The following is a 13752-nucleotide window of genomic DNA, read 5'->3' on the forward strand; positions in this document are numbered from 1 at the left end:
CTCACTGGCCTGGGGCACCGCAAGCCGCGCGAACTCTCCGGCGGCCAGCAGCAACGTGTGGCGCTGGCGCGAGCACTGATCATCCAGCCCAAGGTGCTGCTGCTCGACGAGCCCTTCTCGGCCCTGGACAAGAGCTTGCGCGGCTCGATGCAGGTCGAGATCCGCGAGATCCAGCGCCGCCTGGGCCTGACCACGGTCTTCGTCACCCACGACCAGGGCGAGGCGCTGGCCATGTCGGACCGCATCGCCGTGATGTCGGCCGGTGTCATCCGCCAGATCGCATCGCCGGCCGACCTGTACCGGAATCCGCAGGACCCGTTCGTGGCGTCCTTTCTGGGCGACGTGAACATCCTGCCGGCGCACTACCACGGCAGGACCGCCCACGAGATCCAGCTGCGCCTGGGCTCCGGCTACCTCAACCTTCCGCAGGCCCGATTGGTGGATGCGTCGCACGAAGGCGAGAGGCTGGACGTCTACGTCCGCCCGGAGCACATCCTGCTGGAGGGGCTGCATGCCGGTTCGGTCCTGAGCGGCACGGTGATCCACCACGTCTTCCAGGGTGACCACATCAATACCTTCGTGGATGTGGATGTTCCGAAGACGGCCCGCCAGGTCGTCACGGTGCGCAGTGCAGGCCTTGGCGCCATGCAGCACTGGCCCATCGGCTCGGTGGCCGGGCTGGCGCTTCTCGATGAGGGCATCAGCGTTTTCAGTTCCCGAAAGTAAAGCAAAGCAGACCCATGACCGACATCAGCCCCCCCCTTCCACGTTCGATGAGAGCCATCGTCGCCCGGGAGCCCGGCGACGCCAGCGTGCTGGTGCTGGCCGAGCGCCCCATGCCCGTGCCCGGCGCCGGCGAAGTCCTGCTCCGCGTGCTCGCCGCCGGCATCAACCGGCCCGACATCATGCAGCGCCAGGGCATCGCCAAGCCCGCGCCCGGTGTCACCGACGTGCTCGGCCTGGAGGTGTGTGGCGAGGTGGTCGCCTGCGGCCCCGGTGTCGACAGCGGGCTTCTCGGCCAGCGACTCATGAGCCTGGTGCCCGGCGGGGGCTATGCGCCCTGGTGCACGGCGTCGGTCGATCATTCCTTCGTGGTGCCGGCCCATCTGTCCGATGTCGAGGCAGCTGCTTTGCCAGAAGGGCTCTTCACTGTCTGGCACAACCTGTTCGAGCTCGGGCGTCTGGCGATGGGCGAGACGGTGCTGATCCACGGCGCCGCTGGCGGCATCGGCACGCTCGCGATCCAGATGGCCCATGCGGCCGGCTGCACCGTCATCGTGACCGACAACGACGAAGCGCGATTTCCCGAACTGAAGGCTCTCGGCGCCGATCTGGCGATCTGCTGGCCCACCACCGACTTCACCCAGGCCTGCCTTGACTACACCGATGGGCGCGGTGTGGACGTGGTGCTCGACATCGTCGGCGGCGACTATGTGCGCCGAAATCTTCAAGCCATGGCTTTCGGCGGGCGGCATGTCAGCCTGTCCTTCATGCAGGGCTCGGCGGTCACCATCGAACTGCTGACGCTGATGCAGCGCCAGTTGAGCCTGCACTCCTCCACCATGCGTCCRCAGAGTCACGCTGAAAAGGCCCGCATGGCCAAGAGCTTGGCCCACCATGTGATGCCGCTATTGAAAAGCCGGCGGATCGCGCCGCGCATCCACAGTACTTTCCCGGTCGCGGAGGCCGCGGCATCCCATGCCATGCTGGAAAGCGGCAAGGTGTTCGGCAAGCTGGTGCTGGTGCCCTGATGTTGAAACTCCTCTTTGCTCCGACCTCGCCTTTCGTGCGAAAGGTCATGGTGTGTGCGCATCTGACCGGACAGGTCGAGAACATCCAACTCCTGGACAGCGCCGCTCATCCGGTTCGACGCGACCCGCGCATCGCGGCTCACAACCCGCTCGCCAAAGTGCCGACCCTGATCCTGCAAGACGGCCAGGCCCTCTACGACAGCCGGGTGATCTGCGAGTACCTGGCCAGCCAGGCGGGCGCAGAGACGATATTTCCTGCGTCCGGCGCCGATCGATGGACGGCACTCAGCCGCCAGGCGCTGGGCGATGGCCTGCTCGACGCCGCGCTGCTGGCGCGCTACGAGCTGACGGCGCGTCCCGCCGAATTTCAGTGGCCCACCTGGCGCGAGGCCCTGTTGACCAAGGTCACGGCCTGCCTCGCCTCGATCGAAAGCATCGCCTCCGGGTTGCACCACGACAAGCCCACGATCGGCGAGATCACCATCGGCTGCGCATTGGGATACCTGGACTTCCGGTTTCCCGAACTGGACTGGCGCGCGCCATGCGGCATCGCCGCCCGTTGGAACGAAGCCTTCCAGAGGCTGCCCGCCATGCTGGCCACCCAACCCAACGAAGCTTGAGAAATGATGACCGACACCTCGAATCCTCCCATCTCGGTCTGGTTCCTGAACGGCCCCAACGCCAACCTCTATGGCCTGGATGCCAACAAGAACTACGGCACCGACAGTTTCCCCGTCCTGCAGTCGCGCTGTGAGCAGAAGGCAGCCTCGCTGGAGGTCGGCCTGCGTTTCCTGCAGTCGAACCATGAAGGACAGCTGATCGACTGGATCCAGGAAGCACGCGGCGTGGCGGACGGCATCGTCATCAATGCGGCCGGTTTGACCTACACGTCCATCCCCATCCTGGATGCCCTGATGTCCTTTCCCGGAAAGATCATCGAAGCCCATATGAGCAACATCTGGAAGCGCGAGCCCTTCCGCCATCACTCCTACATATCGAAGGTGGCGGATGGTGTCATTGCCGGACTCGGGGGGGACGGCTACGAACTCGCCATCGAGGCCATTGCGCGCCTGGTGCGAAAGAACAAATAGGCTTTTGAAATGACGTTTCCTGGAGCAAAGGCTGTGGGCACCCTGGCCTTCTATAGCGACTTCGACGATTTCCAGACTTGGAAAAAGGCGCTTCAGGCGCAGCTTCCGGCACTTCATGTGGTTCACGCGAGCCAGACCGAGCGGCCGGAACTGATTGACTACGCCCTGGTCTGGAAGCCCCCGCAGGGCATCTTCAGGCAGATGACGAATCTTCGGCTGATCATCAACCTGGGCGCCGGAGTGGATTCGCTGGTGACACGTGACGACCTCCCCGGGGACATTCCCATCACCCGGATCACCGACCCGCAGATGTCGAGGATGATGGCCGGCTATGTGCTGTTCGCGGTGCTCCGGCACGCCCGGGATATTCCGGTCTTCGAACAGGCCCAGCGCTCAGGCCAGTGGACTTATCGCCACCCGCGTTCGCCGGAGGAAACGACCGTTGCGGTGCTGGGATTGGGACAGCTGGGAGCCAAGGCCGCGCATGAGATTCAGCGTCAGGGGTTCAGGACGCTGGGTTGGTCGCGCAGCCTTGCGCAGATCGATGGCGTGGCGTGTTCAGCCGGCATGGAGACGCTCGATTCCGTCATTGGCCAATCGGACATCGTCGTCCTGATGCTGCCGCACACGCCGCAGACGAACCAGCTCTTCCATCGCGGTCGCCTCGAAAAAATGCGGCCCGGCGCTGCGTTCATCAACGTCGCCCGGGGCGCCCTGGTGGATCAGGCCGCGTTGACGGAGCTGCTCCAAAGCGGCCACATCGGCGCGGCAACGCTGGATGTCTTCGAGCGCGAACCCCTGCCGGCCGGAGATGCGCTGTGGAGCTTGCCCAATGTGCTCATCACCCCGCACCTCGCATCGGTGGCCATTCCGTCATCCTCGGCCAAGCAGATCGCAGCCAACATCCTCCGCGTCTCAGCCGGCGAATTGCCAGACAACATCATCGAGCCATCACGCGGCTATTGATGGGCCATGCTGAGGCTGGCGCAATCAGATCGCAAGCGCGCAGGCCCCACCGCCTCGAGGCACCACAAAGAAAGCGCCACGCCGTCCTTGAGCACGGTGTGGCGATAGCGGCCGCGGTAGGCTCGGGCCGCGCTAGGCGGGAACGCCCTCACGCTCCGCACTCAGCCTCCGCACCCCACGCAGCTCTTGAGCGAGCTTCGACCACCGCACACGCGCCTGCCCCAGGCTCTCCTCCTTCACATGCCCATACCCGCGGATCTGCTCCGGCAGCCGCGCCAGCGCGACGCCGGTGTCGAGCACGGCGTCCAGCCCAACCTGCTCCATCCGGACCAGCACCTCCTCGATAGCCGTCCGGTACTCTTCGATGAGTTGTCGCTCAGTCCTGCGTTCGGCGGTCCGTCCAAAGATATCCAGCGGCGTGCCGCGCAGCCGGCGCAACGCCGCCAGCACGCGGAAGCCATGCAGCATCCACGGACCGAAGCTCTGCTTGACCGGGTGGCCGTGCACATCGCGCTTGCCCAGGATCGGCGGCGCGAGATGGAAGCGCAGCCTGGCCTTGCCTTCGAAGGCCTGCGCCAGCTGCGCCTGGAAGCGCCCGTCGGTGTAGAGCCGGGCCACTTCGTATTCGTCCTTGTAGGCCATGAGCTTGAACAGATTGGACGCGACCGCGCGGGCCAGCGCCTCCTTGCCGCCATGCTTGGCCTCGGCGGCCTGTACGCGTTCGACAAGATCCGAATAGCGCTTCGCGTAGGCGGCGTCCTGGTAGGCGGTGAGGAACTCGACGCGGTCCGCAACCAGCGCGCGCAAGCTCGTYGGCCGCGAGACCGAAACCACCTGCGCCGGCGAGGCCTCGCGGGCGACCGCGGCCGGATCGAGCGCCGCCTTGCGGCCCCAGCCGAACGCCGCCTGGTTGGCCTTGACGGCCACGCCGTTGATCTCGATCGCCTTCAGCAGCGCCGCCGACGACAGCGGAATGCGGCCCTTCTGGAAGGCGAAGCCCAGCAGGAACAGGTTGGAGGCGATGGCGTCGCCCATCAGGCGGGTGGCCAGCGCGGTCGCGTCGATGAAGTCGGCACCGCCGCCCTCGACGGACTCCTCGATCAACGCGCGCACCTGCGCGGCGGGAAAGACCCAGTCGGCATCCTGCGCGAAATGGCCGGTCGGCTGTTCGAAGGTGTTGATCAGCGCATAGGTGCGGCCGGGACGCATCTTCGAGATGGCGTCGGGCGCGCCCGCGGTGAGCATGTCGCAGCCCAGCACCAGGTCGGCCTCGCCGGTCGGGATGCGCTGCGCCTTGAGCTGCGCGTTGTCGCGTGCGATGCGCACGTGCGAGGTCACCGAGCCGTTCTTCTGCGACATGCCGGTCATGTCGAGCACGCTCACGCCCTTGCCTTCGAGATGCGCCGCCATGCCGATCAGCGCGCCGATGGTGATGACGCCGGTGCCGCCGATGCCGGTGATCAGGATGTTGTGGATGTTCTCCAGCGACGCGCCCGCGGGTTCAGGAAGCGCCGCTGCCGCTTCGGCCTTCGCCGCCACCGGCTTGCTCTTGCGCGGCGTGACGTCCGCGACGCTCACGAAGCTCGGGCAGAAGCCCTTGACGCACGAGTAGTCGGCGTTGCACGCGCTCTGGTCGACGCGGCGCTTGAGGCCGAGCTCGGTCGGCTGGGGCAGCAGCGAGGTGCAGTTGGACTGCTCGCCGCAGTCGCCGCAGCCCTCGCACACGAGTTCGTTGATAAAGACGCGTTCGGCGATCTGCGGAAACTCGCCCTTCTTGCGGCGCCGCCGCTTCTCGGCCGCGCACACCTGGTCGTAGATCAGGACCGACACGCCTTCGTAGTCGCGCAGCATGCGCTGCACGTCGTCCATCGCGTCCCGATGGTGGACGGTGAGCGACAGGCCCTCGCTGTCGGCCGGCAGCTTCGAGCGGTCGGACCAGCGGCTCGGGTCCTCGGCCACCAGCGCGATGCGCCGCACGCCTTCGGCCGCCACCTGCTGCGCGATGCGCGGCACGCTGATCGGCCCGTCGACCGGCTGGCCGCCGGTCATGGCGACGGCGTCGTTGTAGAGGATCTTGTAGGTGATGGGAATGCCGGCGGCCACCGCCGCGCGGATCGCCATCGATCCCGAGTGGTAGTAGGTGCCGTCGCCGAGGTTCGCGAACACGTGCTTGCGCTTCGAGAACCAGGCCTGCCCCAGCCACGGTGCGCCCTCCCCGCCCATGTGGGTGGTGGTCTTGTTGTGCTCGGGGTAGATCGCGGTCGCCATCACGTGGCAGCCGATGCCGGCCAGCGCCAGGCTGCCTTCGGGCACCTTGGTCGAGCTGTTGTGCGGGCAGCCCGAGCAGTACCAGGCGGGCCGCGCCGGCGTGGCCACGGACTTGCCGAGCACCACGTCCTTGGCGTCGAGGATGGCCAGCCGGGTGCGGATCATGTCGCTGGTGTGGAAGCGCGCGATGCGCCCGGCGATCACGCGGGCGATCTGCGCCACCGAGAAGTCGGCCGTGGCAGGCAGCAGCCAGCGGCCGCGCGGCGACGCCCACTCGCCGGCCTCGTCGAACTTGCCGATGACGCGCGGGCGCACGTCCTCGCGCCAGTTGTAGAGGTGCTCCTTGAGCTGGTATTCGACGATCTGGCGCTTCTCCTCGACCACCAGGATCTCGTCCAGCCCGTCGGCGAATTCGCGGATCGAGTCGGGCTCCAGCGGCCAGGGCATGGCCACCTTGAACACGCGCACGCCGATGCGCGCGGCCTCGTCGGCGTCGATGCCCAGCTCCTCCAGCGCTTCGAGCACGTCGCGGTAGGACTTGCCCGAGGCGACGATGCCGAGCTTCGCGCGCGGCGAGTCGATGGTGATGCGGTTGAGCCGGTTCTCGCGCGCATAGGCGATCGCGGCGTAGATCTTGTAGTCCTGCATCAGCGCTTCCTGCTTGCGCGCCTGCAGGCCCAGCGTGTCGGTCGACAGGCGCGCATGCACGCCGCCCGGCGGAAAGACGAAGCCCTGCGGCAGGCGCGTGTGCACCGCCATCAGGTCGGCGGAGATCGGGCCCGACGACTCGACGGTATCGGCCAGCGCCTTGAAGCCCACCGGCAGGCCCGCGAAGCGCGACATCGCGAAGCCGTGCAGGCCGAGCTCGATGTACTCCTCGACGCTCTGCGGGTAGAGCATCGGGATCATCGAGGCCGCGAAGATGTGATCGCTCTGGTTGGGCAGCGTCGACGAGTAGGCGCCGTGGTCGTCGCCGGCCACCAGCAGCACGCCGCCATGCGGCGAGGTGCCGGCGTGGCTCATGTGCTTGAAGACGTCGCCGCAGCGATCGACGCCCGGGCCCTTGCCGTACCACATGGCGAACACGCCATCGACGGTGCTCTCGCCCGTCAGCTGCACCTGCTGCGTGCCCCACACGGCGGTGGCGGCGAGTTCCTCGTTGACGCCCGGCAGGAACTTCACGCCGTTGCCGTCGAGCTGGGACTGCGCCTTCCAGAAGGCCTCGTCGATGCCGCCGAGCGGCGAACCGCGGTAGCCGGAAACGAAGCCGGCGGTGTTGAGGCCGGCCGCCTGGTCGCGCCATTTCTGCACCAGCATCAGGCGCACCAGGGCCTGGATGCCGCTCAGGTAGACGCGGCCGGTGGTGGCGGTGTATTTGTCGTCCAGCGAGACGCTGGCGAGTTCGGGGGTCGTCATTTTTGTTGGATCCGGTAGGACTCTTTTTTCGGGACGTGCGCGCGGCCGCGGGTAAGCGGTGCGCGCACGGAACACCCCGGCCGCCGGTAGGCGGCGAGGCATGGCTTTTTTTTTGAGCTGGCGCGGGCTGTGGTTTCAGTGGGGCGCGTGGTCCCCCTGCTCTTCTTCGTACCAGCGGTCCTTCGCGAGCATCACGCGGTGATGGCCGCGGCCCGACGGCATCATCGGGAAGCAGTTCTCCTGCGCCGCCACCTGCACATCGAGAAAGAAGGGCCCGTCGTGGGCCAGGCATTCGGCCAGCGCGCCGGGCAGCTCGGCCGGATCGGCGACGCGGCGCGCGCCCCAGCCGAAGGCCCTGGCCAGCGCCACGAAGTCGGGCAGCGCCTCGTTCCAGCTGTGGCTCAGCCGGTTGCCGTGGTTCAGCTCCTGCCACTGGCGCACCATCCCCATGTAGCCGTTGTTCGACAGCACCAGCTTGACCGGCGTGCGGTGCTGCGCGGCGGTCGACAGTTCCTGGATGTTCATCAGCACCGAGGCGTCGCCGCTGACGCACACCACCAGCGCTTCGGGGTGCGCGATCTGCGCGCCGATCGCGGCCGGCAGGCCGTAGCCCATCGTGCCGGCGCCGCCCGAGGTCAGCCAGCGGCCCGGCCGCTCGAAGCGCAGGTACTGCGCGGCCCACATCTGGTGCTGGCCGACGTCGGTCGAGACGATCGCGTTGCGGCCCTCGATGGCCTGTTGCAGCGACGTCATCAATTGCTGCGGCAGGATCACGTCGGCGCGCGGCGTGAAGCCGAAGCAGCGCTGCGCGCGCCAGTGATCGATGCGCCGCCACCATGGCGCGAGACGCTCCGGCGCGAGCCCGTCCAGCTCGGGCATCGTGAGCAGCACGTCGAGGACGGCGCCGCAGTCGCCGACCATCGGCACGTCGACCTGCACGATCTTGTTGATGCTGCTCGGATCGATGTCGATATGGATCTTGCGCGCGTGCGGGCAGAACTCGTCGAGCTTGCCGGTCACGCGGTCGTCGAAGCGGGCACCGACGCAGACCACCAGGTCGGCCTCGTGCATCGCCAGGTTGGCCTCGAGCGCGCCGTGCATGCCGAGCATGCCGAGGAAGCGCGGGTCGGACGCCGGGAAGGCGCCCAGGCCCATCAAGGTCAGCGTGCACGGGGCATCGAGCCGCTCGACCAGCCGCGTGAAGGCCGCGCAGGCCCCGGGCCCGGCGTTGACCAGTCCGCCGCCGCCATACAGGATCGGCCGGCGCGCCGTGGACAGCAGATCGGCGGCACGCTGCAGCATCCCGCGCGGCGGCAGCCCCAGCGTGCGGCCCTTGCGCATCGCGGCCGGCGCGGCGCGAGCGGCATTCAGCGGCGTCAGCTGGATGTCCTTCGGCACGTCGAGCAGCACGGGGCCGGGGCGCCCGGAGGCGGCGATGTCGAGGGCGCGCCGGACCACGGCCGGGATGTCGTCGGCGCTGCGCGTCTGGTGATTCCACTTGGTCACGGGCCGGGACATCCCGAGCGCGTCGCTTTCCTGGAAGGCGTTGGTGCCGATCACGGAGGTCGCCACCTGGCCGCTGATGCACAACACCGGGATCGAATCGCTCATGGCGTCCAGCAGGCCGGTGATGGTGTTGCCGACGCCGGGGCCCGAAGTGACCAGCACCACGCCCACCCGGCCGGTGGTCCTGGCATAGCCCTCGGCGGCATGGACGGCCGCCTGCTCGTGGCGAACCAGGATGTGGCGCAGGCGCGGCTCGCCGTGCAGCGCGTCATAGAGCGGCAGCGCCGCGCCGCCCGGGTAGCCGAAGATCGTGTCGACGCCGCACTCGATCAGGGTCTCGAGCAGCGCGACCGCGCCGTTGCGCACGCGCGGCGGCGACGCGGGGTGGTCCAGAGGGGGCGACGTAGGGGGGGTGGCGAGCGTTTGCATGCCAATATTCTTCCGTTTTGACGGCAGAATATGCTTCTTTATTCCGGCTCATTTCCACATGAACCCAAAAACCAATCGCCAAAAGGAAGTCGGAGACGAAAAATCATCCGACAAGATTGACTTGGCCATCCTCCGCGTGCTGCGGGAGGATTCGCGCAAGACCCTGCAGGAGATCGGCGCCGTCGTCGGGCTGTCGCCGACGAGTTGCTGGACCCGGATCAAGAAGCTGGAGACGCAGGGCGTGATCAAGCGCTACACCGTCGACCTCGACGCGCCGAGCCTGGGCTACCACGACTCGGTGATCGTCCAGCTCACGCTCGAGAGCCACACCGACGAGACGCTGTACGAATTCGGCCGCGTGCTGGCCACCATTCCCGAGATCCAGGAGGCCTACCTGGTCTCGGGCGACTACGACTACTACATCCGCATCGCCGTGCGCGACACGCGTGACTACGAGCGCCTCTTGCGCGAGAAGCTCTACAAGATCCCCGGCATCCGCCACAGCAAGTCGCACTTCGTGCTGCGCGTGCTGAAGGAGGCCAGCGTGCCGTTGGGCTGATTTCCGACAATGGCCGTCATGAGACCTGATCTGGATTCCCTGGCGCTCTTCCTGAGCGCTGTCGAAAGCGGCAGCCTGTCGAAGGCCGCGCAGGAGCACCACCTCGTGCTGTCGGCCGCCAGCCGCCGCATCGGCATGCTCGAGAGCGAGTTCGGGGTCACGCTCTTTCATCGCACCTCCAGGGGCGTCACGGTGACCGGCGCGGGAGAGTCGCTGGCCGTCCACGCCCGGCTGATCCTGCGCGACGTCGACCGGATGCGGGCCGATCTGTCGGACTACGCGCAGGGCGCGACGGGGCGCGTGCGGCTGCAGGCGAATGCGTCGGCGATGGGGCAGTTCCTGCCCGACGACGTCGCCAGCTTCCGCCGCAGCTACCCGGAGATCCGGGTCGACGTGGAGGAGCACCGCAGCGTCTGGATCGTGCAGGCGATCCGCGACCGGCAGGCCGACGTCGGCGTGATCACCGGCGAGACCGCGGACTCGTCGCTCAACTTCATTCCCTACCGCACCGACCGGCTGGTGGCCATCGTGCATCGCAAGCACCCGTACCGCAGCCGCGAGGTGTCCTTCGCGGAACTGCTCGACTTCGATTTCGTGGGACTCGAAAGCGACTCGGCCATCACCCGCACCATCGAGGACGCCGCGCTGCTGGCGCGCAAGGTGCTGCGCCTGCGCGTGCGGGTCAAGAGCTTCGAGGTGGTCTGCCGGATGATCGAGGCCGGCATGGGCGTCGGCATCCTGCCCGAAGGCGCCGCGGCGACCTACCGCAAGGAAATGGGCCTGCGCTTCCTGAACCTGTCGGACGCCTGGGCCTCGCGGCGCATGTACTTGTGCACCCGGCAGGAGGCGTTGACGTTTCCGCAGCGGCGGCTGGTGGACCATCTGCTGGCGCGGAGCCTCGTCTAAGCCCCGCGCTGAGCGTGTTTGGCGAGGCGGCCTGGGCCGGCATCGGGAGCGTCAGCCGCCCCGAGCCGCTTCGATCGCAGCGATGTCGATCTTTCGCATCCCGATCATGGCTTCGAACGCGCGCTTGGCGTGCCGTCGTACCAGAGACAAATCGTGTTCTTGCTGATCATCTTGGTTCCCTCGGATTGGGACAGATACGCGCATTCAAGCCGCACAGGCAGCCCGACTGATTCGGCAACTTGCGAACCATGGGGTGGCGGGAATGCGCGATCGTCCGCAACGGCGCCGATCGAGTGGCACCGTATCCGCGAATGGGATTGAGCTCCTGGCGCACGTTTGACTAGAGGCTTGAGCCTCCGTCCACCACAAGTTGAATGCCGGTGATGTATGACGAGTCGTCAGATGCCAGGAACAGGGCTGCCTTTGCAATCTCCCACGGCGTACCCTGCCTGCCCATAGGGCAGCGCGAGTCGCGGAACTTGTGTCCTGCTGCAGCCTCATCCGCCGTCTTGTAGAGCGCATCCGCGTGCGGTGTCCGAATCATCCCTGGCACGATGCAGTTGCATCGGACTTGGTCGGGCGCGTACTGCCTGGCGATGACACGCGTCATGTGATTCAGGCCAGCTTTCGAAGTGCTGTACGAAAGGAACTGCATTGGGCTCCACTTGAGGCTGGCGGTTGACGATACGTTGATGATGGAGCCGGACCTCTGAGCGCGCATGATTGGCATGACGGCCCTTGCAGTGGCCATTGCACCGCGCAAGTTGATGTCCATTACCTTGTCCCAGTCGTCATCCTTTACGTCGACGAGCTCGCCCAGAATCTCGATGCCGACGTTGTTGTGCAGCACGTCGACCCGCTGATGCGTTGACACCACCTCGGCAACGACTGCGTCGACCTGCTTGGAGTCCGTGACGTCCATCGCCATTGCGATTGCATTTCCGCCATCGTCTCGGATGAGCTGCGCCGCGAGCTCAGCTGYTTCCAACGAACGGTCAGTGCAGACAACCAGCGCGCCCTCGCGGGCGAAGGYCAAAGCGCATGCAGTGCCGTTGCCGACCTGGTCGACACCTGTGAATTCCTTCTTGAATGTTCCGGCCCCAGTCACGAGGGCAACCTTGTCTTTCAGCTTCATGACATTCCTTTGCGCAAACGATTCCGCAATGCTAGCTCTCTTGCCCATCCGGGGGCAACGGGTTAACCCGTATCACCAGTATCCCTCGAGCAATGGCCATAGTGAAAATGGCAAAGCAGGGTATCTAGGGTAAACCCCACTTTCGAGATGTTGTGTCGGGCGCAAAATTGCGCAAACGTTTCCACAAGGTTTGAAGGATACCCATGACGAAAGACGAACTTCGACAAGCACGCCTGAAAACGGTCCGTGACCACATGGCGCTCGAGTGCACCCAAGACTGGGACGGCGTCATCAACACGTTTGAGCATCCGCGCTACGAGATGTATGGCAACGGCGCTGTCTACGACGGCGAGGAGCAGGTTCGCGCCTACTTTCAGTCTTCGCGCCAAGCCTTTCCGGACCAAGCCAACGAGATAATTTCGATTGCCGCCGACGACGAGCGAGACACGGTTCTCGTGGAGTTCTTCCTCCTCGGCACCCACTTGGGCGAGTTCAAGGTTCGAGAAAAAACCTATCCGCCGACTGGTCGGTCGTTCAGGGTGCGACTGGCGGCAACGTTCCTGTTCGGGCCCGGCTCCGCGAAGATTATTTGCGAGCGCCCTTACTCGTCGCCTGACCTGAAGCTCATCGCCCTCGGGTTGCTCTAGTTCTCGGGACAGCCATTTCTTCAAGCCTCGGGCGCCGCACACGATTCCCGTTCGATGAGCCGCATATCCACCACCGCCGACTGAACCGCTGGAGCCTCGTTGTGCATCCTTGTCAGCAGCATCGTCGAAATCTCATCCGAGAGCGAGTGGATGTCCCATGCAAGCGCAGTTATCGATGGACTGTGCAGCTCGGAGAACTCCGTGTCTCCGATGGAGACGATGCTCACGCTGCCAGGGATGCTCAACCTGGCCGACCTCATGGCGGCGAGCACGCCGGCGAGGATTCGGGTACCGAGGCACAGAAATGCAGTCGGGCGGTCCTCGCGAGCCAGCATGCGAGCCGCTTGGTCGGCCGGAAAATTCATCGACGAATCGGCAAAGCAAATCATGCTTGGGTCATAGGCCAGTCCAGCTGCAGTCAAGCAATCCTGGTAGGCCTGCACCCGGTCCCGGATTGGCTGAATTTGGCTGCCGGGAGTCATCAAGGCGATGTGCTTGTGCCCGAGCCCAATCAGGTACTCGAGCGCTTCCGTGGTGCCGCGATAGTGGTCGACCTTGACTGCGCTCAGTTGCTGACCACCATCGCGGTCGAAGAGCACCGTCGAGATGTCTCGGACCTCATTGATGACGTGTGCAACCGAATCCGTTTGGCACGGGCCGAGGATGATGCCGTCGACCTTGCGGCTCTTGAAAAAACGAATCAGCTGGACCTCAGTGGCAATGTCGTTGTTCGAACTGGCCACGAACAGTGCATAGCCCTGTGCAGAAAGTCGCCGCTCGACCGACTTGACCAGGCGTCCATAGAAGGGATTGGAAATATCGCTGACGATGATGCCGACCGCATGACTCTGCTTCGACCGCATGGTGCGCGCGATGGCGTTGGGCTGATAGCCCAGCTTTACCGCAACGTCGCTGACCTTCTTGATGGTGGCGCTGCTGACGCGCCCCGTCCTATTGAGGGCTCGCGACGCTGTGCTGATAGACACGCCTGCCAATCGAGCGACGTCATGGATACCGACTGCTGACATCACAACCTTTCTGGAACCCTAAAACTCTACAAAACGTGGCGGCCTACTCG

Annotated in this window: 12 protein-coding genes; 8 read left to right on the forward strand and 4 right to left on the reverse strand. The window is 65.8% G+C overall.

Going from position 1 to position 13752, the window contains the following annotated elements; translation table 11 throughout:
* The 5 genes from AC1D2K_RS16295 to AC1D2K_RS16315 form a co-directional block, all read left to right on the forward strand.
* On the forward strand, positions 1–726 hold a 726-nt coding region (locus tag AC1D2K_RS16295), incomplete at its 5' end, for an ABC transporter ATP-binding protein (RefSeq protein WP_478089872.1).
* Between the two features lie 47 nt (positions 727–773).
* Positions 774–1751 (forward strand): NAD(P)H-quinone oxidoreductase, encoded by a 978-nt coding sequence (locus tag AC1D2K_RS16300; RefSeq protein WP_478089873.1) that lies wholly within the window; start codon positions 774–776, stop codon positions 1749–1751.
* Positions 1751–2371, forward strand: coding sequence for a glutathione S-transferase family protein (locus tag AC1D2K_RS16305; RefSeq protein WP_478089874.1), 621 nt, complete (start codon positions 1751–1753; stop codon positions 2369–2371). The genes AC1D2K_RS16300 and AC1D2K_RS16305 overlap by 1 nt, the downstream gene beginning before the upstream one ends.
* Positions 2372–2374: 3 nt before the next feature.
* On the forward strand, positions 2375–2842 hold the full coding sequence (locus AC1D2K_RS16310; protein WP_478089875.1) for a type II 3-dehydroquinate dehydratase: 468 nt from the start codon (positions 2375–2377) through the stop codon (positions 2840–2842).
* A 9-nt stretch (positions 2843–2851) separates the two neighbouring features.
* Positions 2852–3808 (forward strand): 2-hydroxyacid dehydrogenase, encoded by a 957-nt coding sequence (locus tag AC1D2K_RS16315; protein ID WP_478089876.1) that lies wholly within the window; start codon positions 2852–2854, stop codon positions 3806–3808.
* A gap of 132 nt (positions 3809–3940) precedes the next feature.
* Here the strand turns inward: AC1D2K_RS16315 and AC1D2K_RS16320 are convergent, their stop codons facing one another.
* Positions 3941–7492, reverse strand: a complete 3552-nt coding sequence (locus AC1D2K_RS16320) for an indolepyruvate ferredoxin oxidoreductase family protein (RefSeq protein ID WP_478089877.1) — start codon at positions 7490–7492, stop codon at positions 3941–3943.
* Between the two features lie 135 nt (positions 7493–7627).
* Positions 7628–9427, reverse strand: a complete 1800-nt coding sequence (gene ilvB / locus AC1D2K_RS16325) for a biosynthetic-type acetolactate synthase large subunit (RefSeq protein ID WP_478089878.1) — start codon at positions 9425–9427, stop codon at positions 7628–7630.
* A 58-nt stretch (positions 9428–9485) separates the two neighbouring features.
* Here ilvB and AC1D2K_RS16330 point away from each other — a divergent pair, with 58 nt between their 5' ends.
* Entirely contained in the window at positions 9486–9986 is a 501-nt protein-coding gene (locus AC1D2K_RS16330; RefSeq protein ID WP_478089879.1) for an Lrp/AsnC family transcriptional regulator, read from the forward strand.
* Between the two features lie 18 nt (positions 9987–10004).
* Entirely contained in the window at positions 10005–10892 is an 888-nt protein-coding gene (locus AC1D2K_RS16335; protein ID WP_478089880.1) for a LysR family transcriptional regulator, read from the forward strand.
* 340 nt (positions 10893–11232) lie between these two features.
* Here AC1D2K_RS16335 and AC1D2K_RS16340 read toward each other — a convergent pair whose 3' ends face one another.
* Positions 11233–12027: an SDR family NAD(P)-dependent oxidoreductase gene (locus AC1D2K_RS16340; protein WP_478089881.1), complete on the reverse strand. Its 795-nt coding sequence runs from the start codon at positions 12025–12027 to the stop codon at positions 11233–11235.
* A 203-nt stretch (positions 12028–12230) separates the two neighbouring features.
* Here AC1D2K_RS16340 and AC1D2K_RS16345 point away from each other — a divergent pair, with 203 nt between their 5' ends.
* Complete coding sequence (locus tag AC1D2K_RS16345; protein WP_478089882.1) at positions 12231–12674, forward strand: nuclear transport factor 2 family protein; 444 nt, start codon at positions 12231–12233, stop codon at positions 12672–12674.
* 20 nt (positions 12675–12694) lie between these two features.
* Here AC1D2K_RS16345 and AC1D2K_RS16350 read toward each other — a convergent pair whose 3' ends face one another.
* Positions 12695–13702 (reverse strand): LacI family DNA-binding transcriptional regulator, encoded by a 1008-nt coding sequence (locus AC1D2K_RS16350; protein WP_478089883.1) that lies wholly within the window; start codon positions 13700–13702, stop codon positions 12695–12697.
* Between the last annotated feature and the right edge of the window lie 50 nt (positions 13703–13752).

The sequence above is a fragment of the Variovorax sp. P1_H12_2 genome (assembly GCF_056405335.1).

Coding starts and splice junctions, on each gene's coding strand:
- AC1D2K_RS16335 (WP_478089880.1), top strand. CDS start 10,005: ATGAGACCTGATCTGGATTCCCTGGCGCTCTTCCTGAGCGCTGTCGAA.
- AC1D2K_RS16345 (WP_478089882.1), top strand. CDS start 12,231: ATGACGAAAGACGAACTTCGACAAGCACGCCTGAAAACGGTCCGTGAC.
- AC1D2K_RS16310 (WP_478089875.1), top strand. CDS start 2,375: ATGATGACCGACACCTCGAATCCTCCCATCTCGGTCTGGTTCCTGAAC.
- AC1D2K_RS16350 (WP_478089883.1), bottom strand. CDS start 13,702: ATGTCAGCAGTCGGTATCCATGACGTCGCTCGATTGGCAGGCGTGTCT.
- AC1D2K_RS16305 (WP_478089874.1), top strand. CDS start 1,751: ATGTTGAAACTCCTCTTTGCTCCGACCTCGCCTTTCGTGCGAAAGGTC.
- AC1D2K_RS16330 (WP_478089879.1), top strand. CDS start 9,486: ATGAACCCAAAAACCAATCGCCAAAAGGAAGTCGGAGACGAAAAATCA.
- ilvB (WP_478089878.1), bottom strand. CDS start 9,427: ATGCAAACGCTCGCCACCCCCCCTACGTCGCCCCCTCTGGACCACCCC.
- AC1D2K_RS16315 (WP_478089876.1), top strand. CDS start 2,852: ATGACGTTTCCTGGAGCAAAGGCTGTGGGCACCCTGGCCTTCTATAGC.